Here is a 25,529-nt window from a genome sequence, read left to right as displayed (position 1 = left end):
CGACCATGTCCCTTGCCAGTGTCTTCAACATCGCCGGAACCGGCATGAGCGCCCAGAGCACTCGCCTGAACACCATTTCCAGCAACATCGCCAACGCAGAGACCGTTTCCTCGAGCCTGGATCAGACCTACCGCGCTCGCCACCCGGTGTTCGCCACCGTCTTTCAGCAGGCACAAGACGGAGACCGTGGCTCGCTGTTCGCCGAGCAGGATGAAGCCGGTCGCGGTGTGCAGGTGCTGGGCGTGATCGAGGATCAGGGCAGCCTGATGCCGCGCTATGAGCCTGATCATCCGATGGCCAACGCCGATGGTTATGTCTTCTACCCGAACGTCAACGTGGTCGAGGAAATGGCCGACATGATTTCCGCCAGTCGTGCCTTCCAGACCAACGTTGAAATGATGAATACCGCCAAACAGATGCTGCAGCGCGTGCTGACCCTGGGTCAGTAAGACGAGACGAGGAAATCAGGGTATGAGCACCGTAAACGGCACGAGCTCGGTACTGGATCAGTACCAGCTCAAACAGGATGCACCGAAAAGCAATGACCTCGGCAAGAACGAGTTCCTCAACTTGCTGGTGGCGCAACTCAACAACCAGAACCCGCTGGAGCCTCAGGGTAACGGTGAGTTCATCGCCCAGTTGGCGCAATTCAGCCAGGTCGAAGGCATCGAGAAGCTCAACACCAGCATGGGCTCGATGCTCTCCAGCTTTCAGTCTTCGCAGGCGTTGCAGGCGTCTTCTCTGGTCGGCCGCAAAGTGATCGTGCCGAGCGAGAAGGCCGTGGTCGATACCAGTGAAAGCTTCAAGGCCAGCACTGTTCTGCCGGTCAGCAGCAGCAACGTTTACGTCAACGTCTATGACAATTCCGGGGCGTTGGTTACCCGCGTCAATCTCGGCGAGCAGGAAGCCGGCAACGTCAGCTTCATCTGGGATGGCAAGGATTCCGATGGCAACGTGGCGCCGCCGGGCACGTACAAGTTCGAGGCGCAGGCCACCTATGGTAGTGAGACCAAGGGGCTGTACACCATGCTGCCGGCCAACGTCGACAGCGTCACCCTGGGCGGCGGCGAGCTGATGCTCAATCTCGCCGGCCTGGGCAGCGTTCCGCTTTCTCAAGTGCAGGTCATCGGCCAATAACTATTGCCGCCGGCAGTTCCGGCAAAGGAGTCTTCCATGTCGTTCAATATTGGTCTCAGCGGCCTGCGTGCCGCGACCAGCGACCTCAACGTCACCGGCAACAACATCGCCAACGCAGGTACTGCAGGTTTCAAGCAGTCGCGTGCCGAGTTCGCCGACGTCTATGCCGCTTCCGTTCTGGGTACCGGCAAGAACGCGCAGGGCAGTGGTGTACTGCTGGCAGACGTATCGCAGCTGTTCAACCAGGGCAATGTCAACTACACGAACAATGCTTTGGATCTGGCCATCAATGGCAATGGCTTCTTCATGACCAGCAACAACGGTGAGATTGGCTATACCCGCGCCGGTTACTTCGGTACGGATCGCGATGGTTATATGGTCAACAACTTCGGTTACCGCCTGCAAGGTTATGCGGCTGATGACAGCGGCAATATCCTGCCGGTGCAGTCTGACCTGCGCATCAGTGCAGGTCAGCAGGAGCCCAAGGCGACCACCAGCGTTACCCAGCGCCTCAACCTGAACTCCAATGCCGTACGGCCTGCTAACGCAGGAACCATGGCGGCACCGACGTTCGACCCGAGCGATTCGAAGTCCTTCAACTGGTCCACTTCGACCAATATCTACGATTCACAGGGCAATGCTCACGTGATGAGCCAATACTTCGTCAAGAACGAAGCGCCGGCCAACAACGGCTGGGTGATGCATGTGCTGGTCGATGGGGTCAACCCGCGCGACCCATCCAGTGATCAGCCATTCAGCTATGCGGTGAACTTCGATGCCGTCGGGCAGCTGTCGACACCTGCGTTCACCCCGCTGGTCAGCACGCCGGCCAACCCGGCCCTTGATGCGCCGGCCATTCCGGGGGGGACGCCCAATGGCATCTTCGCTCTGGCGGATACCGATTGGGTGCCTGCCGAGGAAGATCCGGGTAATCCGGGAACTCTGGTGCCCAACGGTGCTGAGAGTGAGGCTTTCACCTTCGACATGCGTGGCTCGACCCAGTACGCCGCCTCCTTCGGGGTAAACGCCGTCAGTCAGGATGGCTACACCACGGGCCAATTGGCGGGTGTCGAGATCGATGACACCGGGGTGATCTTCGCCCGTTACACCAACGGTCAGTCCAAGGTGCAAGGGCAGGTGCTGCTGGCGAACTTCGCCAACGTCCAGGGGCTCACTCCTGTCGGCAAGACGGCCTGGGCGCAGTCGTTCGAGTCCGGTGAGCCGGTCATCGGCACGCCGCGCAGCAGTACTCTGGGTGCTCTGCAGGCGGGTGCGCTGGAAGACTCCAACGTCGAGCTGTCGGATCAATTGGTGAACCTGATCGTGGCTCAGCGCAACTACCAGGCCAACGCCAAGACCATCGAAACCGAAAGCGCCATCACCCAGACCATCATCAACCTGCGTTGATGAGTCGGGGCTGAAGCAAAGCGGCAAGCCTGGCTTGCCGCTTTGCCGTTGCAGGGCCGGCAAAACCCCGCCGCTGGCTTTTCTTTATGATTTTTTCATATCTGTAAAATCCTTTAAAATCAGTATCTTGTATTTGTTTTTCGAGACTGGCACGGCGCTTGCTGTAGTCAATGCAAAGAGCCAAGGGCGTGTCGCCCACTCGGAGAATTTCCATGGACAAGATGCTGTACGTCTCCATGACTGGAGCGCAGAACAACACACTGGCCCTGCGCGCCCACGCCAACAACCTCGCGAACGTTTCCACCTCGGGGTTTCGTCGCGATTTCGAGCAGGCGCGCTCCATGCCGCTGTTCGGTGAAACCCACCCGGCGCGTGTATTTGCCATGAGCGAACGTCCGGCTACGGATTTTCGCCCGGGCTCGCTGCAGGAAACCGGTCGTGACCTGGATGTCGCCATTGGTGGCAAAGGCTGGATCGCCGTGCAGACACCCGATGGCAGCGAGGCCTACGTACGTACTGCCAGCCTGAATATCGATGCCCTGGGCGTGCTGCGTACCGGCAATGGTTTGCCGGTCATGGGCAATGCCGGGCCGATTGCCGTGCCGCCAGAGCAGAAGGTGGAGATTGGCCAGGACGGCACCATCAGTATTCGTGCGCTTGGTGAAGATCCCAACGTATTGGCTGAGGTCGACCGCATCAAGCTGGTCAACCCTGATCCGAAAAGCATGGAGAAGGGCACCGACGGTCTGATTCGCGTCAAGGGCCGGCCCGAGGTAGAGGCCGATGCGACCGTTCAGGTGACGTCGGGTTTCCTCGAGGCGAGCAACGTCAATGCCGTTGAAGAAATGACCGCGATCCTCTCCCTGTCCCGTCAGTTCGAGCTGTCGGTAAAGATGATGCGCACCGCCGAGGACAATTCGTCGGCCATGGCGCGGGTTTTGCAAATTAGCTAATTACCAGCACGCGGCGCCGTAAAACCGGCGTCCGAGGAGAATCGATATGCTTCCGGCACTGTGGGTCAGCAAGACCGGTTTGTCCGCTCAGGACATGAACCTGACCACCATTTCCAACAACCTGGCCAACGTGGCGACCACTGGCTTCAAGCGTGATCGCGCCGAGTTCGAGGATCTGCTCTATCAGATCCGTCGTCAGCCGGGTGGCCAGTCCAGCCAGGACAGCGAGTTGCCCTCAGGTTTGCAGCTCGGCACCGGTGTGCGGGTGGTGGGCACGCAGAAGATCTTCACCGCCGGCAGTCTGCAAACCACCGAGCAGCCGATGGACATGGCGGTGAATGGTCGTGGTTTCTTCCAGATCCTGCAGCCCGACGGCACCGTTTCCTATACCCGTGATGGCAGCTTTCACCTGAACTCCGATGGACAGATCGTTACTTCCCAGGGGTTTGCCCTGGAGCCGGCGATCGTGCTGCCGAACGAAGTGCGCACCTTCACCGTCGGCGAGGACGGCACTGTCTCGGTGACCACCACCGGCAATCCGCAGCCGCAGATCATCGGCAATATCCAGCTGGCCGACTTCGTCAACCCGGCTGGCCTGGAGGCCATCGGTAACAACCTGTTCCTGGAGACCGGTTCCAGTGGCGCGCCGCAGGTGGGCAACCCCGGCCTCAACGGTCTGGGCACCACGCTGCAGAACACCCTGGAAAACTCCAACGTCAGCGTGGTGGAGGAGATGGTGAACATGATCACCACCCAGCGCGCCTACGAAATGAACTCCAAGGTGATTTCCACCGCCGATCAGATGCTGTCCTTCGTGACGCAGAACCTCTGATTTCTTGACACTGTTGTGAACGCCGCGAGGTAGTGGTTATGAACCGGCAAATTCTCTGTTTACCCCTGTTGGCTGGCCTGCTGCTGGCCAGCGGCTGCGTGGCGCCGACAGCCAAGCCGGATGATCCCTATTACGCGCCGGTGTTGCCGCGCACGCCGTTGCCGGCTGCGCAGAACAATGGCTCGATCTATCAGGCCGGCTTCGAARATGGTCTGTATGACGACCGTAAGGCATTTCGCGTGGGTGACATCATTACCATCACGCTGAACGAGCGCACCCAAGCCAGCAAGAACGCCAACAGCAATCTGCAGAAAGACAGCAGCGGAACCCTCGGCGTACCGAATCTGTTCGGCATGACCGTCGCCCCGGACAACCCGCTGCGCAGCCTCAGCGCCCTGGGTATGACCAACAACAATCTGAGCCTGGATTCGAGCTGGAATTCCCAGCGTGACGCCACAGGCTCTGGTCAGGCAGGGCAGAGCAACAGCTTGTCCGGTTCGGTCACCGTGACCGTCGCTGAAGTGCTGCCCAACGGCATTCTGGCCGTACGTGGCGAGAAGTGGATGACGCTCAATACCGGCGATGAACTCATGCGTATCTCCGGCCTGGTTCGTGCCGACGACATCTCCACTGACAACACCGTGTCTTCCACGCGGGTTGCCGATGCGCGCATCACCTATTCCGGGACTGGCGCCTTCGCCGATGCCAGTCAGCCAGGCTGGATGAGTCGTTTCTTCATGAGCCCGCTGTGGCCGTTCTGATTTCGGGGTGCTGTAGATGAAAACCTGGCTGACTCATTCTCCGTCCCTGTTACTCGAGCACCTGTCCAATTGGTACGCGCGAGTGACGACCGGCGGCTCGGCGCGCAAGGCCTTCGCAGTGACTTCGGTTACCAGGCGAGGGGGGCGAGCTCATGGCAGTGAGTCGACACAAGCCGGGGCGTGCCGTCGACAGTTCGCGGTCGCTCATCGCGGCTATCGCCGCCGTGGCGCCAACGACTGGCTGCTGCTGGCAACCATGCTGTCGTGCCTGTTGTTGAGCTTGCCGACCCAGGCCGAGCGTTTGAAGGATCTGGCATCGATCCAGGGCGTGCGCAGCAACCAGTTGATCGGCTACGGCCTGGTGGTCGGCCTCAATGGCAGCGGCGACCAGACCACACAGACCCCCTTTACCGTGCAGACCTTCAACAACATGCTGGCGCAGTTCGGCATCAAGGTGCCGCCAGGCGGCAACGTGCAGCTGAAGAACGTCGCAGCCGTGTCGGTGCATGCCGACCTGCCGGCGTTCGCCAAGCCTGGGCAGACCATCGATATCACCATTTCCTCGATCGGTAACGCCAAGAGTCTGCGCGGTGGCAGTCTGCTGATGACGCCGCTCAAGGGCATCGATGGCAACGTCTACGCCATCGCCCAGGGCAACCTGGTGGTCGGTGGTTTCGACGCCAGCGGCGCCGATGGTTCGCGCATCACCGTCAACGTACCATCTGCCGGTCGTATTCCCGGTGGGGCGACCGTCGAGCGTCCGGTGCCGAGTGGTTTCGATCAGGGCAATTACCTGACGTTGAACCTCAACCGCCCCGATTTCACCACGGCGAAGAATATCGTCGATCAGATCAACGACCTGCTTGGCCCTGGTGTCGCCCAGGCCATCGATGGCGGCTCGATTCGCGTCAGCGCACCGCTCGACCCGAATCAGCGCGTCGACTATCTGTCGATCCTCGAAAACCTGCAGGTCGAGGCGGGTAAAGCGGTGGCCAAGGTCATCATCAACTCGCGTACCGGCACCATCGTCATTGGCCAGGACGTCAAGGTACAGCCGGCGGCAGTCACACATGGCAGCCTGACCGTGACCATCACCGAAGACCCCATCGTCAGCCAGCCCGAGGCATTCTCCGGTGGCCAGACCGCGGTAGTGCCGAATTCGCGCGTGGGTGCCGAGGAAGAGGCCAAACCGATGTTCAAGTTCGGCCCTGGTACCAGCCTGGACGAGATTGTCCGTGCAGTTAACCAGGTAGGCGCAGCGCCGTCCGACCTCATGGCCATCCTGGAGGCGCTCAAGCAAGCCGGCGCCCTTCAGGCTGACCTGATCGTGATTTAAAGAGGCACAACGTATGGACTCTCGACTTTCAGCCGGTCTGCTCGGCAACGGTAAAAGCCCGATCGACAGCGGTGCCTACACCGACCTGAACCGCCTCAACCAGTTCAAGGTGGGCGGTGACACCGAGCAGAACATCCGCAAGGTTGCGCAGGAGTTCGAATCGCTGTTCCTTAACGAAATGCTCAAAGCCATGCGTTCGGCCAACGCCGTGTTCGGCGAGGGCAACTTCATGAACAGCAACGAGAGCAAGACCTATCAGGATATGCACGACCAGCAACTGGCGGTGACGCTCTCCAAGGAAGGGCGTGGCATCGGCCTGGCTGACGTGCTGGTGCGGCAGATGTCGAAGATCAAGCAGCCGTCGAGCCGCCCAAATCCCTTCGCGCAGATCGAGCAGCCGGTCGCGGCCGTGAGCGAGTCGAAGGCTGACCAGGTCGCCAATAGCGAAGGCTTTCGTGATGACGTGGCGATGCTCAATCGCCGTCGCCTCTCTGTGCCGGGCAAACTGGCGGATCGCCTGTTGGCTGGTATCGTGCCATCGGCTGCAGAAGGCGAGGGCAAGGCCCTGGCTGGTAGTGACTGGATTCCTGCGCAGGCCAGCGCCGCACCCAAGGATCGAGGCCTGAGCCTTGGCAATAGCGATGCATTGACTGGCCGTCGTATTGCTCAACCGCCGTTGGCGCCGGGCAAAGCCGCATTCAGTTCACCACAGGAGTTCGTCGCCACCATGCTGCCGATGGCGGAGGCCGCTGCCGAGAAGATCGGTGTCGACCCGCGTTACCTGGTGGCCCAGGCCGCGCTGGAAACCGGTTGGGGCAAGTCGATCATCCGCACCCGTGATGGCGAAAGCAGCCACAACCTGTTCGGTATCAAGTCCCATGGCAGCTGGGAGGGCGACTCGGCCCGCGTGCTGACCACGGAATACAAGGGTGGCAAGGCGGTCAAGGAGGCAGCCAGCTTCCGCGCCTATGACTCCTACGCGCAGAGCTTCGACGATTACGTCAGTTTCCTGCAGAGCAACGGTCGCTACGAAAAAGCGCTGAATGCTACCGAGACCCCGGAGCGTTTCGTCAAGGAGCTGCAGCAGGCTGGCTACGCCACCGATCCGAACTATGCGCGCAAGATCTCGCAGATCGCTCGCAAGATGCAGACCTATCAAGCAATCGCCGCTGCCGATAGCGCCACCACAAGGACTTGAGGTTGAATCATGGCTGACCTATTGAACATAGGCCTTTCGGGCCTGGCGGCGAACAAGACTTCGCTGGCTGTTACTGGCCATAACATCACCAATGTCAACACTCCCGGGTTTAGCCGGCAGGACACAGTACAGGTCACGCGTACGCCGCAGTTCAGTGGCGCAGGTTATATTGGCTCGGGGACGACGCTGACTGATATTCGCCGCACCTATAGCGAGTTCCTCACGGCACAGGTGCGTAGCAGCACGGCATTGAGTTCCGATGTCGAAGCGTACAAAAGTCAGATTGAGCAACTCGATTCCCTGTTGGCGGGTACCACCACCGGCATCACTCCGTCGCTCAAAAGCTTCTTTTCTGCATTGCAAACAGCAGCCGAAGACCCAGCGAATATTCCCGCTCGCCAGTTGGTGCTGTCCGAAGCCGAGGGCTTGGCCAAGCGTTTCAACATGGTGTACGAACGCGTCAGTGAGCAAAACGATTTCATCAATAAACAGCTCTCGGCGGTCACTGACCAGGTTAACCGTCTGGCTTCTTCGATTGCCGGTTATAACGATGCTATCGCCATTGCATCGGCTAATGGCCAGCAACCCAACGATTTGCTCGATGCGCGCGACGAAGCCATTCGTCAACTGTCGACCTTTGTTGGCGTCACGGTCGTGCCGCAGGACGACAACACGTTCAACCTGTTCGTTGGTTCGGGGCAGCCACTGGTAGTGGGCAGTACCGCCAGCCGCTTGGAAGTTGGTCCCGGGCAGAGCGACCCGATGCGCTACGAAGTGTCGTTTGTCAGTGGCAACTCCAAGCAGGCCATCACCGATCTGGTAACTGGTGGCGAAATGGGCGGGCTACTCCGTTACCGTTCCGAATCGCTGGACCCAACCCTGAACTCCCTCGGTCGACTGGCCCTGGCGGTGACTGATCAGGTTAATACCCAGCTTGGCCAAGGGTTGGATCTGAAAGGGCAGGTGGGGACTGCGCTGTTCGGTGACTACAATGACGCGACTCTGGCCAGCCTGCGGGTGCGTGGCTATGCGACGAATACCGGTAATACACAACCCGCGCTGAACATTACTGATACCAGCGTATTGACGACCAGCGACTATCGTTTGGATTTTGACGGTACCTCCTATTCGGCGATACGCATGAGCGATGGCCAGTTGATGACGCTGAACCCGAACCCGCCCGGGAGTTACCCCGCGAGTTTGACGTTTACTGACTCTGCTGGGCGCAGCCAGGGGTTCAGTGTGGCACTCGAGCAGGCTCCGAATGCTAATGATCGGTTCATTCTGCAGCCTACCAGGCATGGTGCGAGCACTATCAGCGTGACGCTGGACCAGTCTGATCAACTGGCTTTCGCAGCCCCCGTGCGTGCCGAGGCCGGTTTGCAGAACCGGGGGACTGGGGTGGTCAGTCAGCCTGATCTGCAATTCAATGGCTCGGCGATTAATCCAGCCACCTTGTCGGCGGCCCTGCCTGTAGGGCTGACCTATGATGCGGCGACGAGCACGTTCAATGTGCCGGCTGGCGCTACGCTAACCCGCATCAATGCCGATGGCACGGCGGCAACGCCAGCGGCATTCCAGAGCGGCCAGCAGAACCTGTTCGAGTTGCAGCTTTCGGATGGCAGTACGGTGCGCATGACGCTGAGTGGCCGCCCGGAAAATGGTGACACCTTTAATGTTGCCTTCAATCAGAGTGGTGTGTCCGATAACCGCAACGCGTTGAAGCTGGTCGACCTGCAGAATAAGCAAACCATCGGCGTCGACCCCAATGTCACGTCTATTGCTACCGGAGCCAGCTTCACCGATGGCTATGGCGACCTGGTTGAGCGCGTCGGCACCTTGACTGCTCAGGCGCGCCAGGACAGCACGGCCACCTCCGCTATCCTCAAGCAGGCGACGGATAACCGGAACTCGTTATCGGCGGTGAGCCTCGATGAAGAGGCGGCTAACCTGATCAAGTTCGAGCAGTACTACAATGCATCGGCACAAGTGATTCAAGTTGCTCGCTCGCTGTTCGATACCCTGATTGGTGCTTTCAGGTAAACCAGAAGCCACTGCCGAATTTAGGGCGTAGGCTGCCGCGAGCCGCCACGTCGAAGAAGTACACGAGGGTGTTTTTACATGCGAATCTCCAGCATACAGGCCTTCAACAACGGTGTTCAGGGACTGCAGCGTAATTACGCCGATGTGACGCGCACCCAGCAGCAGATCAGCACTGGCAACCGGATTCTCACGCCGGCAGATGATCCTGTGGCGTCAGTGCGCCTGCTGCAACTAGAGCAGCAACAGAATGTACTGAGTCAGTACAAGTCCAACCTGGTCGCCGCCGACAACAGCCTGACCCAGGAAGAAGTGACCCTCGCTTCAGCCCATACCATTCTGCAGCGTTTGCAGGAGCTGACTGTCCGTGCTGGCAACGGCAGTCTTGGTGAGCTGGAGCGCCAATCCATTGCCGCCGAGCTGAAGGAGCGCGAGGAAGAACTGTTCGCTCTGATGAACACGCGTAACGCTCGGGGTGAGTACATCTTTTCTGGCTTTCAGGGCAAGACGCAGGCTTTTGGGCGTGATGACAGCGGCAACTACAGCTATCAGGGTGACGAAGGTCAGCGCCGGTTGCAGATTGGTAGCTCGCTGGACATACCGATCAGCGACAATGGCAAACGCATTTTCGAGAACATCATTAATGCTGACCGCCTTGATCGAACGCTGGACGTTTCGGCGGCGCCTGGTTCGACCCTGAGCGTTTCCGCGCCGCTGGTGCAGAGCGAGGTGGCATTTACCGGTAATCCGCCGTTCCCGGATGCGGGCATCGAGATAGTCTTTGGTAACCCCGATGCGCAGAGTTATGAGATTTTCGAGGCCGGCACCACAACGCCAGTGCTGGGCAGCGGCCAGCTCGACGATGACCCGGACGAAGCCGATCAGGTGACGTTCCGTGGAGTGACTCTTCAGGTTGATGGTGCAGCGGTAGGCGGGGAGCGGGTAACCGTCACGCTGGACCCGACTCGCCAGAAACAGGGGGTGCTGGATACCATCGTCAACTTGCGGCGGGTCTTGGAGAATCCAGCCAGCACCAGTAGCGAAATTCGTGACGCAGTGGCTGCCGGTATGACCAACCTGGATCACGCTGCGGTCAATATAGATAGCGTGCGTGGCGAGATTGGTGCGCGACTGAATGTGATCGACACCACCCTCACCGACAATGAAGACGTGACGTTAGTTAATAAAAGCGTCCAGGCGGATCTGCGCGAGCTCGACTATGCCGAGGCATTGTCGCGGTTGTCATTTCAATCGATTATTCTCGAAGCGGCACAGCAGAGCTATGTGAAGATCAGCAGCTTGAATCTGTTCAATAAGCTTTGATCGGTCGAGATGTCTGTAGCGGCAATCGCCGCAGTACACTACCGACCCCTTCTGTTGGCGATCCTCGTACGCTGTGCTTGTACTCTCCTCCTCAGCACATCCTCTCTATTATCATTACTGCGTGTTTTAAGTGATTACACGAGGATAAGATTTTGTCTGTCCTGGTCAATTGCTTGAGCGTAGGGCCTGTGAGGTGGCGGTTGTCTTGAGCCAGGTTGGCAAATAACTTGCTAGATATGGTCGAACGACCCTTGCTTGCCAAAAAAATGACGGGTTCAGCGTTTGGCGGCCCTGGAGAATTGGATGAAAGCTGTGATTTTGGCTGGTGGGTTGGGTACTCGGATCAGTGAAGAGTCCCACCTCAAGCCGAAGCCGATGATTGAGGTAGGCGGTAAGCCGATCATCTGGCACATCATGAAGATCTATGCACATTACGGTATCAATGACTTCGTGATCTGCCTCGGCTACAAGGGGTATGTAATCAAGGAGTACTTTGCCAATTACTTCCTGCATATGTCCGACGTGACCTTCGATATGGTTGAGAACAGCATGCATATCCATCAGCGACACGCCGAGCCATGGCGTGTCACGCTGGTCGATACAGGAGAGCACACCGGTACCGGCGGTCGACTGCGTCGGGTGCGCGATTATGTGGGTGATGAGGCTTTTTGCTTCACCTATGGCGATGGCGTTTCCAATGTCGATATTCCGGCACTTATCGCGTTTCACCGTCAGCACGGCAAGCTAGCTACGGTTACTGCTGTTCAGCCGCCCGGTCGCTATGGTGCGCTGGATGTTCAGGGGCAATCGGTCATCGGCTTTCAGGAGAAACCCCTGGGAGATGGTGGCTGGATCAATGGCGGGTTCTTTGTGCTGGAGCCCCAGGTTCTGGATTACATCAGCGGTGACGCTACTGCTTGGGAGCACGAACCCATGCGTGGACTGGCACGTGACGGTCAGTTGATGAGTCACCTGCACCGCGGATTCTGGCAACCTATGGATACGCTGCGTGATCGTGTCCTCCTCGAAGACCGCTGGAAGAGTGGCCAGGCGGAGTGGCAAGTGTGGCGCTGAACCGTGCATTCTGGGCCGGACGTAAAGTCTTTCTGACCGGGCATACCGGGTTCAAAGGGGGATGGCTAGGGCTCTGGTTGCGTGAGCTGGGTGCAGAGGTTTACGGCTACGCGCTGCCACCGGCAAGCGCTCCGTCACTGTGGCAGGCCGCGAACCTAGAGGCGAGCATTGCCGGGCGCTTCGCCGATATTCGTGACGCCGACCAACTGTGTCGGGCGCTTAAGGATTTTGGGCCGGAACTGGTCCTTCATCTGGCCGCGCAGCCGCTGGTGCGGGAGTCCTACCGCACGCCTGCCGACACCTATGCCACCAACGTCATGGGCACGCTCAACCTATTGGACGCGGTGCGTCAGTGCGATGCCGTTCGTGCGGTTGTCGTGGTAACGACCGACAAGTGTTACGACAATCGCGAGTGGGTCTGGCCATATCGTGAGCAGGATGCGCTCGGCGGGCATGACCCATACAGCAGCAGCAAGGCATGTGTCGAATTGCTCTGTGCGTCCTACCGCGAGTCCTTCCTGCGCAAGGCAGGTGTTGCCCTTGCTACGGCGCGCGCAGGCAATGTCCTCGGTGGTGGCGATTGGTCGCCAGAGCGGTTACTTCCCGATATTCTGCGCGCCTGGCAGCAGCGGGAAACCGTCACCTTGCGTCATCCCCACGCCACGCGTCCCTGGCAGCATGTGCTCGACCCTTTGAAGGGCTACTTGTTGTTGGCGCAGGCGCTGATCGAAAGGGGCGATGCCTGTGCTTCCGCCTGGAACTTTGGCCCTGATGCCGATGGTATTAGCACTGTTGCCGATATTGTCGGGCAGCTTGCGCAGCAATGGGCCGGTGATGCGCGCTGGGAGCTGTGCCCTTCACCACAGCCCCATGAAGCAGAGTTGCTTTCTCTTGATTCATCCAAAGCCCGTCAGCAACTTGGCTGGCGGCCATCCTGGTCACTTAGCACGACCCTGACCCAGACCCTTGCCTGGCATCAGGCCTGGCAAGCCGCAGATGACATGCAGCAATTCAGCCGTGCGCAGATCGCGGCCTATGAAGGCGAAACCTTATGAGTGACAGTGCAGCGCAACAGTTGCGCGTGCAGATTGCCGAGCTGGTCGGGCGTTATGCGCAGTTGCAGATGGCGCCGAAACCGTTCGTCGCGGGGCAAGACAGTGTACCGCCATCCGGCAAGGTGATTGGCGCACCCGAGTTGCAGGCCATGACGGAAGCCGTTCTGGATGGCTGGCTGACCACTGGCCGTTTCAATGAGGCCTTCGAGCGGCGTTTAGCCCGTTATCTGGGGTGCCGCAGTGTATTGACGACCAACTCCGGCTCATCGGCGAACCTGGTGGCATTTTCCGCTCTGACCTCGCCACGGCTGGGTGATCGTGCCATTGGTAAGGGCGATGAGGTCATCGGAGTGGCGGCGGGATTTCCGACAACGGTCAATCCCATCCTGCAGTTCGGGGCCGTGCCGGTATTCGTCGATATCGAACTACCCACCTACAACATCAATCCGCAATTGATCGAGGCGGCTATTGGCCCCCGGACCAAGGCCATCATGTTGGCCCATACGCTGGGTAATCCATTCAACCTGAAAGTGGTTCGCGAGCTGTGCGATCGCTATGGCTTGTGGTTGATTGAAGATTGCTGCGATGCCTTGGGTGCGACCTTCGAGGGTAAAGGCGTTGGCACCTTCGGCGATATCGGTACGCTGAGTTTCTATCCTGCTCACCACATCACCATGGGCGAAGGCGGTGCGGTCTTCACCAACAATCCGCTGTTGAAACGCATCATGGAGTCGTTCCGTGACTGGGGGCGCGATTGTTATTGCGCACCAGGTCAGGACAATACCTGCAACAAGCGTTTCTGCTGGCAATTGGGCGATCTGCCTGAAGGCTATGACCACAAGTACACCTACTCGCACCTGGGCTATAACCTCAAGATTACCGATATGCAGGCGGCTTGTGCATTGGCGCAGATGGATCGGCTGGATGATTTCATTGCGGCCCGCCAGCGCAACTTTGCCTGGCTCAGCAAGCGTCTGCTCAGTTGCAGCGAGCATCTGATCCTGCCGCAGGCAACCCCAGGTAGCGATCCGTCCTGGTTCGGTTTTCCCCTGACGCTACGTGATGGCAATCGCCATTCACGGGTTGAGCTATTGCGTCACCTCGATGCTCAGGGGATTGGCACGCGGCTGCTGTTTGCCGGCAACCTGACTCGTCAGCCATACATGAAAAACCAGAACTATCGGACGTGTGGCGAGTTGCTGGTCACCGACCGGGTCATGAAGGATACTTTTTGGTTAGGCGTCTGGCCTGGGTTGACTGATGATCATCTGGACCATGTAGCGACGCAGTTAGAGGCCTGGTTTGGCCTTGGAGACGCACGATGAATGCCCATCTGACGAGCGAGAAATCCATGTCTTCCTCCTTTGCCCTGCCGATGTTCGTGTTGGAAATGGCCAACAACCATATGGGTGATGTCGACCATGGCATCAAGGTCGTTCGCGCCTTTGGTGAGGTTTGTCGGCGCTTCCCCTATACCTTCGCGTTCAAGTTGCAGTATCGCGATCTCGACACCTTCATCCATCCTGCGATGCAGGGGCGTGATGACGTCAAGTACATCAAGCGTTTCAGTGAAACGCGCCTGTCTCGCGAGCAGTTCGATGCCCTGGTGAGGGAGATCCGTGCCAATGGTTTCCTGGCCATGGCCACACCCTTCGACGAGGCTTCGGTGGATCTGATCGAGGCCCAAGGGCTGGACTGCATCAAGATCGCTAGCTGTTCGATGACAGACTGGCCGTTGCTGGAGCGGGTGGTCCAAAGCGATCGGCCAATCATCGTTTCTACTGCCGGTTCTGGCATTGACGAGATTGATCGGGTTATCAGTTTCCTGGCTCACCGTGAAAAAACCTTCGCCGTGTTGCACTGCGTCGGTGAATATCCGACGCCAGACGCCAACATGCATTTATCGCAGATCGACTACTTGCGTCGACGCTACCCGGACGTCCGTATCGGCTTCTCCACTCATGAGAATCCCGATAATACTGACATTGTCAAAATCGCCTTGGCCAAAGGCGCACAGATATTCGAGAAACACGTCGGCCTGGCCACTGCGCAGTACCCGCTGAATGCCTACTCGGCCAGTCCTGAGCAAGTGCAAAAGTGGCTGGAGGCGGTGCAAACCACCTTGCAGTTGTGCGGTGAAGGCGAGCAGCGCTTGCCAATTAATCCGACCGAGCAGGCTAGCCTGCAATCGCTGCGCCGTGGTGTATTCGCGCGCCGTGCGGTTGCTGCTGGTGAGGTGGTGCAGGCCAGCGACGTCTACTTTGCTTTCCCTCCCCAGGAAGGCCAGTTGACTGCTAACGATTTCTCCAAGTACAGCATTTTCACTGCCTCCCAGGCGATTGCTGCGGATGCACCACTGCATGCTGGTAACACACAGGTGCGTGGCATTCGCGACAAGGTCTGGGACATCGTGCAGCGCGTCAAGGCGCAACTGCGTGATGGGCATGTGGTGGTGCCGGGGCGGATCACTCTGGAAATTTCCCACCACTATGGATTGGATCGCTTCGATGAGTTTGGCTTGAGCATGCTGACCATCGTCAACCGAGGCTATTGCAAGAAATTGCTGTTGCTGTTCCCTGGGCAGCGCCATCCAGAGCAGTACCACCTTGAGAAGGAAGAGACCTTTCATGTCCTGCAAGGTGAGGTAAGCCTGGTTCTCGATGGTGTCGAGCGTATCTGTGTGCCCGGTGACGTGGTCACAGTGGAGCCCGGTGTGCGTCATGCATTCAGCTCGGCGGGCGGCGCGATCATCGAAGAGATTTCCTCGACCCATCTGCGTAATGATTCTTTCTATACAGACGAAACGATCAACGCCAATCTCGACCGCAAGACCCTTCTCAGCTATTGGATGGACTGACGTGCCAACTCCTTATCGCGTTGCCGATTACATTGCCGATTTCATCGCTGACCAAGGGGTCGAACACGTATTTCTGTTACCTGGCGGCGGCGCCATGTTTCTCAATGATGCCGTCGGCAAACACCCGCGCCTGGAAGTCGTGGCCTGTCTCCATGAGCAAGCGGCGGCGATTTCTGCTGAGGCCTACTGCCGGATCAACGAAAATCTGGGCGTATGCATGGTCACCACAGGACCTGGCGCAACCAATGCAGTGACCGCGGTGGCCGGTGCCTGGATCGAGTCGGTACCACTGCTGGTGGTTTCCGGTCAGGTCAAGCGTCAGGATATGTTGCGTGGTGCGCCGTTGCGGCAGAAGGGCGTGCAGGAAGTGGATATCGTCAGCGTGGTGGGGCCGATCACCAAATACGCGGTCACCGTGGAGCGTCCTGAGGACATCCGACGAGAGTTGGAACGCGCGGTCTTTTTGGCGCGCGATGGCCGTGCCGGTCCGGTCTGGATCGACGTGCCGCTGGATGTCCAGGGCGCCCCCATCGACCCCTCTAGCCTGGAAGGTTGGCAGCCTGATGACGTGCCTGTCGAGTCTCTGGACGTGGCGTTGTTGGCACGTTTACGCAGTCTGCTCGATGCTGCCGAGCGTCCGTTGATCCTAGCCGGGCATGGCGTTCGCTTGAGTGGTGGTGCCAAGGCTTTTCGCCAACTGGTCGAGACGCTGGGCGTACCGGTGGTTACAACCTGGAACGCCATGGATCTGCTGCCTTACGAGCATCCGTTGTATGTGGGGCGTCCTGGTGTGGTAGCCCTGCGCGCGCCGAATTTCGCGGTGCAAAATGCCGATCTGCTGATTGCCATTGGTTGCCGCCTCGACAACATCATCACGGCGTACGCGCCGCGCGATTTCGCTCGTTCCGCACGTAAGGTCATCGTGGATGTGGACGTCAACGAGATCGAGAAACTCGATATGGACATCGAGGTGGCTATTGCCAGTGATGCCAACAACTTCATTTCCGCCCTGGGGCCTTACCTGGGGAACGTCGAGTACCGCCGCCCGCAATGGCTCGAGCGCTGCGCTGACTGGAAGGCCCGCTACAGTGTCAATGACGGCAAGCCGTTTCCGGGCGAGGGGCCTATCAGCCACTTCCAGTTTGCCGATGCGCTTTCCGACGCCGTACCAGCCGATACCCTGGTCAGCACCGGCAGTTCCGGGTTGGCGGTGGAGGTCTTCTATACGGTGTTCCGCAATCGTCCTGGTCAGCGCGTGTTTCTCACCTCTGGTCTCGGTGCCATGGGCTATGGTCTGCCAGCCGCCATTGGCGCCTGCTTCGCCAATGGCCGCAAACCGATGGTGGCGGTGGAAAGCGATGGAAGTCTGCAGTTGAACATCCAGGAGCTGGCCACCTTGCGTGGTTTCAACCTGCCGATCTGCCTAGTGGTGATGAACAACGGCGGCTACGCCTCGATCCGTAACACCCAGCGTAACTACTTCGAAAGCCGTTATGTCGGTACCGGCCCTGAGGCCGGGTTGTGGATGCCGGATCTGCAAGAGGTGGCGCGTGCCTATCAGTTGCCGTTCATGCGCATCGATGATGCCGCTGAGCTGGCCAAGGGCTTGCGCGAAGCCATGCTTCAGCCACGCCCGATGATCGTGGAAGTGATGCTGATGAATGATGAGGCACTGAGCCCGAAGGTCGCCGCCATACCCAAGTCGGATGGCTCGATGACCTCGATGCCACTGGAGGACATGAGTCCATTGTTGCCGCTGGAGGTTCTGGAGGCGGAAATGGACGGCAGGCTCACCCAGGTATCGCGCCAGGTCGTTCGATGAAAACTCATATCCTGTTCGATTTCGACGGTACGTTGGTCGATTCTGCTCCGGCTATTCTCGCCTGTTTCAGCCGAGTGTTGCAGGCTCATGGTTTGTCTGCTTGCCGTGCCATCGATGCTGGCCTGATCGGGCCCCCCTTGCGGCAGACCCTGGAAACGCTGAGTGGCCGGAGTGATCCTGAATTGCTCGATGCTCTCAGCGCTAGCTTCAAGGACATCTACGATACCGAGGCTTGCCTGGAAACACCTGCATACGCCGGCTGCCAGGCAACCTTGGAACGCTTGCACGAACAGGGGTTTACCCTGGCTATAGCGACGAATAAACGCCTGTTACCTACGCAAAAAATTATTACCACGCTCGGCTGGGACGGTCTGTTTGCCGAGGTTTTCGCCAGCGACTCCTACCCCGGGCGCTATGCCGACAAGATGGGCATGATCGGCGCATTGCTGCACGATGCCGCGATAGCGCCGCAGGCGGCTATCTATGTCGGGGATACCGAGCACGATGGTCTGGCGGCTGCGGCCAATGCAGTAGATTTCTGGCCGGTGGCCTGGGGCTATGGCCATTTTGCCAGCCAGGAGCAGCCGTTGCAGTCGCCGCAGCAGTTGCTGGAGCGACTGGTGAGCGCATGAGTTCGATAACTGCGACGTCACCTCCAGCCAGCGCATGCCCCTGTTGCTGTGCCGCCGTGGCATTGTTGCCCAGCCCAGCCTACATGCGCTGCATGGGCTGTGGGCACCGCTGGCGTCTGCCGTTAGATAAGACCGGGGCAGGCTATTACGAGGCGCTAGTGGCGCGCAACGACCCGCAGGCGCCCTGGTTCAAGCGCAAACTCGCCGACCGCGTGGCCGTGCTGTCTTCGTTACTGGAGGCTGGAGTTCAGCGGGTTCTTGAAGTTGGTTGCGCCGAAGGTGATTTGGGTGCGGCGATCAAGGCACGTTTTGCTGTTGCCTATGACGGTGTGGAGCTTTCCCGTGACCGGGAGCTCGCCAAGCAGAAGCTGGATCAGGTTTTTCAGACCCCTGCCAGTCAACTGCACTCGTGCTCCTATGATCTGATTGTTTCCTTCCACGTACTGGAACATATCGCCCAGCCCGAGCAGGAACTTGCAGCCTGGTCGGGGCTGTTATCGGCCAATGGACAACTGTTGATTGAAGTGCCCAACCAGGCAGGCCATCCGCTATTGGCCAATGACGGTAACCCCGAGCACCTGCACCAGTTCACGCCAGCGTCTTTAACCCTCTTGCTGGCTCGCTGTGGCTTTGTCTGCCATGAGCTATCTACAGGGCATTACGAGTCGCCGGTCTACTCGGACTCGATTCGGGTTGTTGCCCGGCCTCAGCCCACTGCCGACAGCCAGCAACGTCTGCTGTTAAAGCGCTTTCACGAGAGGCTTGGCGGTCCGTTTTTCGTCTACGGCATCGGCGGTGATTTTCTCAATTACGTGGCGCCACTGGCTGAGTTACTTGAAATTCAGGCTTTGCTGGATTCGTCGCCGGCCAAGTGGGGGCAACAGGTCGGTCTCCATGTTGTTGGCGCCTACGATCCCAATGAACACGCAGAGTTACCGATACTTGTCTGCTCCATCAGATTCGCGGCTGATATTAGGCAACACCTGCTTTCCATAGGCATTGCTCCGGCGCGGATCATCGGTCTTGAGAGCATTTATGAAAGTCCCTGAGCCCATCCTCCGCGAAGACCTGAGCAGCATTCTTGCAGCGCCCCTGCCTTGGGAGTCGCTATATGGCCGCACGATCCTGGTCACGGGTGCCTCGGGTTTTATTGGCGGTCATATCGTTGAGACGCTGGCCTGGCTCAATCGCTGCCAGCCCCATGCCGGGCTGCGCATTTATGCGCTGGCACGCGATCTGGGCAGGTTGCATCAGCGCTTACCCTGGCTCGACATTCCTGGCGAGTTGAGCCCTGTGATCCAGGATATCCGTCAGCCTTGCCACCTTGATACACCGCCGGACATCATCATTCACGCGGCTAGCCCGGCAAGTCCCAGGCATTACCTGCAGCGGCCGGTGGATACCATTGGCGCCAATACCGATGGCACCCGGCATATGCTCGACTTGGCCCGGAGTGGGGCAGCCCGCGTGCTGTTCCTCAGCAGTGGTGCTGTCTACGGCGACAACATATTGCAGGTCGACGCTATGCGTGAGACCGATTTCGGTAGCGAGGACCCCTTGGGGCCGCGCGCCTGTTACAGCGAGAGCAAGCGTCTGGCCGAGACCCTTTGCCGGGCCTACCACACCCAGTACGGCGTCGACGCCCGCATCGCACGTATCTCCCATTGCTATGGCCCGGGCATTCGTCTGGACGACGGCCGGGTCATTGCCGATCTGCTTGTCGATGTGCTGAACGATAGGGATATCCAGCTTGACTCGGACGGCAGCGCCTCTCGCCCGTTCTGCTATGTCTCCGATACCGTCCTGGGGCTGTTCCATGTGCTGCTGAACGGTGAGGCCGGGGAGGCCTACAACATCGGGGAAACCCACGAGACCAGCATCCTGGAACTGGCGCACATGATGATCGCCGCCGCCGGCAAGACCGACCGTCTTCATGTTACCGCCAAGGCCCGCAGTCCTTTGGCGCCTGCGGCACGCAGCTCGGGGCATTTCGATATCGATAAGATCCGGGCACTAGGTTGGGTTCCGCGCGTCAATCTGGAAGCTGGCTTGTCTAGACTGCTACGGGTGAACTGAGTATGTCTGATAATCAGGACACACGGCCGACGCTTATTGGCTATCTACCCCCGCTAGAGGGGATCCGCAAGACGGGGGCGAACTACCTGGGGCACTCTCAGTTCATCAATATCGGCGATATTGCTTACGCCCATGCCGGGGCCTTGTTGACCTCAGGGCGCAATTTCAGTGCTTGGAACTTCCGTATGTCAGCGGAGGAGGTCAACGAGAAATTCTCGAAAGTCGTGTTCTTTGTGCCTTGTCGCATTGCAAACGCTCCGTTTGATGAGGATGGGTATCCCTACGAGCTTGCGACTCAGTTCATTGAGCGCCTTCGTATCCCGTTCTTCAGTCTTGGCGAGTCGATCCAGACTCGAAGCTATGACTATGACCCGGTTTTTCATAAGTCTCTCTCGCCCAAGGTTGTTCGCTATCTGAAAGTCATTGCTGAAAAGTCCCCAATTGTTGGTACGCGTGGTGACTACTCCGCAGACGTACTGCACAAGCTGGGTATCAGGAATGCCGTTCCTTTGGGGTGTCCTTCGCTGTATCTGAACGGGCCGTCCCTTCGCGAGTCCCTTCTGCATGTGCCTCAGGCTCCCGAGCGGGTGGCGGTGTGCTACTCCAACTATCAGGGGAATCCGCACAGCAGGATCGCAGACTTCGTCCGGATGGCCGATCGCGCTGGCTACCACTACGTCGAGCAGGCGTTCGGTCTGATGGCTCAGGCGTTGTATTACCCGGGGAAGGTAACGGGAGCGGATATCCATGCCGCGCGGACGAACTACCAAGATTTGGCACCACTGCTTTCCCTGTTGCGTAAAGGGCGCATGCGCTACTTCACTAACTACAGCCTGTGGAAGGAGTTCCTGGCCTCGATGGATTTTGCTTTTGGAGCCAGGATGCATGGCCTTACCCCAGCCATTCATGCGGGTAAGCCCGCCGTTTTCATCGCCCACGATGCACGGGTTAGAGAAATGTGCGAGTTTTTCTCGCTGCCTTTCGTTGCCGAGCACGAGTTGCCTGAAACGTTGAATATCGACTTCTTTCTCTCCCGTTGCAATTATTCGGAAACCAGCAAGCGCTATCAGGTCGCTTACCGGAATTTCGTGCAAACGCTGCGCTGCCACGGGCTGGGTGACAACATCGATGTCTCAGGCCAAATTATCGATAATTGGGCGCCTGAGCCTGATGCACAGGTAGTCGAAGAGGAGAGCCAAGTGCGATGCAGTTCGGATGAACTCATGTTTCTGGAGCAGCAGATCGAGATATGTGCCGCCATTCCAGATGATGTATTCAACCGGCTCGCCCAGATCAAGACCATCGCCCGCGATTGGTACCTTTTCCGTTCAAGTAAAGGCGCAATGTGATGCCACTACAGCGGCAATGGGATCCCATTCAACAACAAGCCATTGATGCGACTCTATGAGACCTTGTGAACTTTGTGCTGGCGAAGATTTGGACCTTATCCACCGTCAGCACTTCCTGTTTCCCGGGCAGGTGCAACCCGTGCACTACGACGTCGTGTCTTGCCGGGCGTGTGGCTTCGCCTTTGCCAGCGATATTCCCGATCAGTCCGTGCTGAACAGTTTCTATCAGGAGTCCGAGCACCATCTGCATCAGGAGGTGCCTGCAGGGCTATCACGCATCCATGACGACTTTTTCGCGTTCGTTCAGCGGCATGTCCCATTGTCGGAGTCGGTGCGGGTGTTGGACATCGGTTCGGGCATGGGCCACTTCCTGTCCCGGTTCAAGGCGGCGGGCCTCGTCGACCTACTGGGCATCGAGCCGAGTCCGACGGCTGCACGCTTGGGCATGGAGGTTCACGGCCTCGAGATTCGCACGGAAACCATGGATACCCTTTCTGCCACTCATCCCTTTGACTTGGTCAGTCTCTGTGGTGTGCTAGAGCATATTGCTGATCTGAAACGCAGTGCAGGGCAGCTATCTGAGTTGGTTGAAGAGGGCGGGCATCTATTCATTGCCGTTCCCGATGGGGTTTCTTTCGGTGCTGTCCCGCCTGCTGAGGCGTTTCTCGAATTTGCGTTGGAACACATCAACTTCTTCAGCGAGACCAGCCTCGACAATCTGCTCCGTGGCGCGGGTTTCGAAAAGGTAGACGTCATCTCTCAACACAATGATTTCTACGACAACCATTACCTGCTGGCCCTCTATCGTAAGACCGGCAGCCGGATGGAAACACCCAGTATCGACCGGGTATCGGCGAGCAGCCTGCATCGATACGTGGCGTTCTCGCAGGAGAAACTGGCCTGCGTGGAAGCGCTTGCCAGGCAGTTGGAGGATAGCGGGGAGCCAGTGGTTATCTGGGGCGCTGGTTCTCTGACAAGTCGCTTGCTGTGTGACACTCGTCTAGCCCATGTGAACCTGCGTGCGGTCATCGACCGGAATAAAAGCCTGCAGGGTAAATCCTTGCTGGGTGTTGCTATTTCAGCACCGGAATCCGTACTGCAGCATGCGGGTGCCACGGTCTTCATCGCGAGCACGACCTACGCTGATGAGATAAGACGCATGCTCCTTGATCAGTATGCCTGGACCGGACGCATTATCAGCCTCGCCCCGGAGGGCATCGTAAGCCGATGAACACGCTAACTCAGCTACGAGATGCCCATGAAGCGGGGAAGACTCGTAAGCAAGACTATATCGAGGCCATCCATGCCCGGCATAGCAGCCTATTCGAGTATTCGGCGTTTATTGCCGAGACCGATGTGGAAGCTGTACGCATCCAGCATGACGGTATCTACGTTCGTTCCCGGTCTCAGCAAATCGAATTGGTGCTCGACCCCCAGGACCAGCATCTAGTGCCCTACACCCTCATGAACTTCCGGTCATACGAAACTACCGAGACCGAGTTTCTCAAGTCGGTTATCCAGCCCAATGGCACCTTTCTGGACATAGGTGCCAATTGCGGTTGGTATTCGCTCGCCTTGGCTCGCCATTGCTCCTCGGTACAGGTGCATGCGTTCGAGCCGATACCCCATACCCACGAGATCCTCTCGCGGAACATCCTGCACAACGGCTTGAGCAATATTGAGACGCACCGCCTTGCCTTCTCTAATCAGGAAGGCCCTCTGGAGTTTCTCCATACACCTCTATGCTCAGGCGCAACCTCGCTGGCCGTGGCGGGGCAGCCTGGTGACCAGGAGACTTTAGAGAGGATTCCCTGCCTGGGCACGACACTTGACCTGTTCTGCACGCGCCATGGCCTGGCCCCGCAAATCATCAAATGTGATGTCGAGGGGGCTGAGCTCATGGTGATGCAGGGCGGCGAAGCGACCATCGCCAACCACAAGCCGGTGATTCTCATCGAGTTGCTGCGCAAGTGGGCGCGGCAGTTCGACTACCACCCGAATGATGTCGTGCAGTTGCTCGGCAGGTATGGCTACCGCGCCTACACCCTGGGGGCTGCCGGACTGAAACCTTGTCCTGTGATCAATGAAGACACGCCAGAGACGAACTTCATCTTTCTCCATGTGGAGCAGCATCGCCATATAGCCGGCGATTGCAGCCCAGAGACAGCGCCATGAGCTTGTCCGTACCACCGCTCACAGTTGCCTTGCTGACTTACAACCGGCTGCACTACCTCAAAGAGTCCATCGAGGCGATCCTCACACAGAGCTACCGCGAGTTTGAGCTGCTGGTGCTGGACAACTGCAGCACCGACGCTACCGGCGCATATATTCAGGGCTTGCAAGATCCGCGGATTCGCTATGTGCGTAACTCCGCCCACTACAGCTCTGTGGAGTTCAACTGCTGCTCTGCCTTCCACATTGCCATCGGCAAGCGTGTGATCGTGACCCATGACGACGACATCATGGAGCCCGATATGCTGGCGCAGCAGATGGCGTTTCTGGATGCCAATCCCGAAGTGCGCCTGGTCTGGAGCGCCGTCAGCGATATTGATCAGGATGGCCTGCCGATAGCGGGTAGTGTTGCCGAGCGGACGGAAGATCGCGTGTTCGCTCCCGGGCAGTATATCGCCAGCTTTCTCAAGGAGCGGCTCTGGCCAATGCCCAGTGGCGTCATGCTGGAGCGAGCGTACCTGCCCAAGGTTTATTCGATGGCGTTGCCGTTTCGCGTCTTGCGGCAACAGGAAAATCCGATGGATGTAGCGGGAATCGCCGATGTGTTGCTGCCCGCTCGTGTCAACAGGCGCCATTTTATCGGATTCATCGGTTCGCCTCTGCTCCGACGCCGTGTCCACACGAACCAGTTCTCTCATGTGGCGAGCCTGTCGCGTCCGGGGGTATATCTGTATCGGCGCCTGAAGAAGGTTGCCAGCGAGGTGCCTGGAGGGCGACCGGACGCCTTGCATTTCGATGCGTTCGTGGAGCGGTTCGAGATTCAGGAAGCGATCACCACGCAGGAGCGGTCTCTTGTCAGTAAACGCACTGCGGATAAAGTCGCTCGGGCGGCCCGCAAGCTGAAGGCTACCGCCGATGTTTCCCTCGACGCATTTCTTGCCGGCCTGCCGGTTGTAATGCTGCACAGCCTGCTCTCGCCGGCGGAGCGCTTTGACAGGTTGCAAACGTTGTCGGCGGAGGGGCACGGCAGTGCCACCCGACAACTGCTGCGCTGGGCGCAGCGGCATGCAGCCGATCCCGCTTCGAGTATTCTGGCGGCCGTTGCAAGGCGGCGGATCATCGTGTTCGGCAGCGCTTTTATCGCGGCACTGCTGGTGCTCGAGGCGCGCAAGAATGCTGGCGAGGTGGTCGCGTGCCTGGACTCCAATGTCAACCGACAGGGCAGGAGGCTCTTGGGTGTGCCTATCCAGCCGTTGAGTTGGATGCGTGATAATGTCCTGCCAGGGGATGTCATCGTGATGAGCTCCGAACGGGACCACGAGCATTACATCGAGGCCCTCATCAGGCAGAACCTTGCCAGCGAGGTGCTGATCGTTTCCTGGAAAGACCTAGTGGACGTGCCTGTGCACGCTGTGGTGTCTGCTGTTGCGGAGCCGATGGACTCTGCTGGTCTTTCAACACGCGGTTCGCGGCCGATACTGGAACGGATCTGAGCCTGGCCGGGA

The 25,529-nt window shown here is 58.6% G+C and carries 23 protein-coding genes; 22 read left to right on the top strand and 1 reads right to left on the bottom strand.

Annotation, left to right across the window (positions count from 1 at the left end):
- Nucleotides 1-5: 5 nt before the first annotated feature.
- The 3 genes from flgC to flgE are packed head-to-tail and all read left to right on the top strand — an operon-like array spanning nt 6 to nt 2,544.
- Nucleotides 6-449 carry a flagellar basal body rod protein FlgC gene (gene flgC, locus INS93_RS11130; protein ID WP_192981832.1) on the top strand — a complete coding sequence of 148 codons (444 nt, stop codon included), beginning with the start codon at nt 6-8 and terminating at the stop codon, nt 447-449.
- 22 nt (nt 450-471) lie between these two features.
- The gene (flgD, locus tag INS93_RS11125; protein WP_192981830.1) at nt 472-1,137 is read left to right on the top strand and encodes a flagellar hook assembly protein FlgD; all 666 of its coding nucleotides are present in this window, start codon (nt 472-474) and stop codon (nt 1,135-1,137) included.
- A 36-nt stretch (nt 1,138-1,173) separates the two neighbouring features.
- Nucleotides 1,174-2,544 carry a flagellar hook protein FlgE gene (gene flgE, locus INS93_RS11120; RefSeq protein ID WP_192981814.1) on the top strand — a complete coding sequence of 457 codons (1,371 nt, stop codon included), beginning with the start codon at nt 1,174-1,176 and terminating at the stop codon, nt 2,542-2,544.
- On the opposite strand, the gene INS93_RS11115 is transcribed toward flgE, so the two are convergent.
- Nucleotides 2,531-2,758 carry a hypothetical protein gene (locus INS93_RS11115; protein ID WP_192981812.1) on the bottom strand — a complete coding sequence of 76 codons (228 nt, stop codon included), beginning with the start codon at nt 2,756-2,758 and terminating at the stop codon, nt 2,531-2,533. The genes flgE and INS93_RS11115 overlap by 14 nt on opposite strands.
- Here INS93_RS11115 and INS93_RS11110 point away from each other — a divergent pair.
- The 19 genes from INS93_RS11110 to INS93_RS11020 all read left to right on the top strand — a co-directional run bounded on the left by INS93_RS11110 (nt 2,757) and on the right by INS93_RS11020 (nt 25,517).
- Nucleotides 2,757-3,497, top strand: a complete 741-nt coding sequence (locus INS93_RS11110) for a flagellar basal body rod protein FlgF (protein ID WP_160017591.1) — start codon at nt 2,757-2,759, stop codon at nt 3,495-3,497. The genes INS93_RS11115 and INS93_RS11110 overlap by 2 nt on opposite strands.
- A gap of 46 nt (nt 3,498-3,543) precedes the next feature.
- Nucleotides 3,544-4,329, top strand: coding sequence for a flagellar basal-body rod protein FlgG (gene flgG, locus INS93_RS11105; RefSeq protein ID WP_160017592.1), 786 nt, complete (start codon nt 3,544-3,546; stop codon nt 4,327-4,329).
- 38 nt (nt 4,330-4,367) lie between these two features.
- Nucleotides 4,368-5,090, top strand: coding sequence for a flagellar basal body L-ring protein FlgH (gene flgH, locus INS93_RS11100; protein ID WP_192981810.1), 723 nt, complete (start codon nt 4,368-4,370; stop codon nt 5,088-5,090).
- A gap of 256 nt (nt 5,091-5,346) precedes the next feature.
- On the top strand, nt 5,347-6,426 hold the full coding sequence (locus INS93_RS11095; RefSeq protein ID WP_160018892.1) for a flagellar basal body P-ring protein FlgI: 1,080 nt from the start codon (nt 5,347-5,349) through the stop codon (nt 6,424-6,426).
- Nucleotides 6,427-6,439: 13 nt separating this feature from the next.
- Entirely contained in the window at nt 6,440-7,624 is a 1,185-nt protein-coding gene (gene flgJ, locus INS93_RS11090; RefSeq protein WP_192981808.1) for a flagellar assembly peptidoglycan hydrolase FlgJ, read from the top strand.
- Between the two features lie 9 nt (nt 7,625-7,633).
- Nucleotides 7,634-9,667: a flagellar hook-associated protein FlgK gene (gene flgK / locus INS93_RS11085; protein ID WP_192981806.1), complete on the top strand. Its 2,034-nt coding sequence runs from the start codon at nt 7,634-7,636 to the stop codon at nt 9,665-9,667.
- A gap of 78 nt (nt 9,668-9,745) precedes the next feature.
- Nucleotides 9,746-10,987 (top strand): flagellar hook-associated protein FlgL, encoded by a 1,242-nt coding sequence (flgL, locus tag INS93_RS11080; RefSeq protein WP_160017596.1) that lies wholly within the window; start codon nt 9,746-9,748, stop codon nt 10,985-10,987.
- Nucleotides 10,988-11,290: 303 nt separating this feature from the next.
- Nucleotides 11,291-12,061, top strand: a complete 771-nt coding sequence (gene rfbF / locus INS93_RS11075; RefSeq protein WP_160017597.1) for a glucose-1-phosphate cytidylyltransferase — start codon at nt 11,291-11,293, stop codon at nt 12,059-12,061.
- Complete coding sequence (gene rfbG, locus INS93_RS11070; protein ID WP_192981804.1) at nt 12,052-13,116, top strand: CDP-glucose 4,6-dehydratase; 1,065 nt, start codon at nt 12,052-12,054, stop codon at nt 13,114-13,116. The genes rfbF and rfbG overlap by 10 nt, the downstream gene beginning before the upstream one ends.
- Nucleotides 13,113-14,441: a lipopolysaccharide biosynthesis protein RfbH gene (rfbH, locus tag INS93_RS11065; protein WP_160017599.1), complete on the top strand. Its 1,329-nt coding sequence runs from the start codon at nt 13,113-13,115 to the stop codon at nt 14,439-14,441. The genes rfbG and rfbH overlap by 4 nt, the downstream gene beginning before the upstream one ends.
- Nucleotides 14,438-15,973 carry an N-acetylneuraminate synthase family protein gene (locus INS93_RS11060; RefSeq protein WP_226945464.1) on the top strand — a complete coding sequence of 512 codons (1,536 nt, stop codon included), beginning with the start codon at nt 14,438-14,440 and terminating at the stop codon, nt 15,971-15,973. The genes rfbH and INS93_RS11060 overlap by 4 nt, the downstream gene beginning before the upstream one ends.
- 1 nt (nt 15,974) lies before the next feature.
- The gene (locus tag INS93_RS11055; protein ID WP_192981802.1) at nt 15,975-17,795 is read left to right on the top strand and encodes a thiamine pyrophosphate-binding protein; all 1,821 of its coding nucleotides are present in this window, start codon (nt 15,975-15,977) and stop codon (nt 17,793-17,795) included.
- The gene (locus INS93_RS11050) at nt 17,792-18,427 is read left to right on the top strand and encodes an HAD family hydrolase (protein ID WP_192981800.1); all 636 of its coding nucleotides are present in this window, start codon (nt 17,792-17,794) and stop codon (nt 18,425-18,427) included. The genes INS93_RS11055 and INS93_RS11050 overlap by 4 nt, the downstream gene beginning before the upstream one ends.
- A gap of 158 nt (nt 18,428-18,585) precedes the next feature.
- A complete protein-coding gene (locus INS93_RS11045; RefSeq protein WP_319017544.1) occupies nt 18,586-19,476 on the top strand; it encodes a class I SAM-dependent methyltransferase in 891 nt (296 codons plus the stop codon).
- Nucleotides 19,463-20,503: an NAD-dependent epimerase/dehydratase family protein gene (locus INS93_RS11040; protein ID WP_192981797.1), complete on the top strand. Its 1,041-nt coding sequence runs from the start codon at nt 19,463-19,465 to the stop codon at nt 20,501-20,503. Before INS93_RS11045 ends, INS93_RS11040 begins: the two co-directional genes overlap by 14 nt.
- Nucleotides 20,504-20,505: 2 nt before the next feature.
- Nucleotides 20,506-21,852: a polysaccharide pyruvyl transferase family protein gene (locus INS93_RS11035; RefSeq protein WP_192981795.1), complete on the top strand. Its 1,347-nt coding sequence runs from the start codon at nt 20,506-20,508 to the stop codon at nt 21,850-21,852.
- A gap of 139 nt (nt 21,853-21,991) precedes the next feature.
- Complete coding sequence (locus tag INS93_RS11030) at nt 21,992-23,083, top strand: class I SAM-dependent methyltransferase (protein WP_256667040.1); 1,092 nt, start codon at nt 21,992-21,994, stop codon at nt 23,081-23,083.
- On the top strand, nt 23,080-24,027 hold the full coding sequence (locus INS93_RS11025; RefSeq protein ID WP_192981793.1) for an FkbM family methyltransferase: 948 nt from the start codon (nt 23,080-23,082) through the stop codon (nt 24,025-24,027). The genes INS93_RS11030 and INS93_RS11025 overlap by 4 nt, the downstream gene beginning before the upstream one ends.
- Nucleotides 24,024-25,517, top strand: coding sequence for a glycosyltransferase family 2 protein (locus INS93_RS11020; RefSeq protein ID WP_192981791.1), 1,494 nt, complete (start codon nt 24,024-24,026; stop codon nt 25,515-25,517). Before INS93_RS11025 ends, INS93_RS11020 begins: the two co-directional genes overlap by 4 nt.
- The last annotated feature ends 12 nt before the right edge of the window (nt 25,518-25,529 follow it).

It is taken from the genome of Pseudomonas sp. EggHat1 (assembly GCF_014892995.1).
Lineage (GTDB): Bacteria > Pseudomonadota > Gammaproteobacteria > Pseudomonadales > Pseudomonadaceae > Aquipseudomonas > Aquipseudomonas chaetocerotis.
The sequence above is the reverse complement of the archived record's forward strand: the minus strand, read 5'-3'. Positions and strand labels throughout refer to the sequence as shown.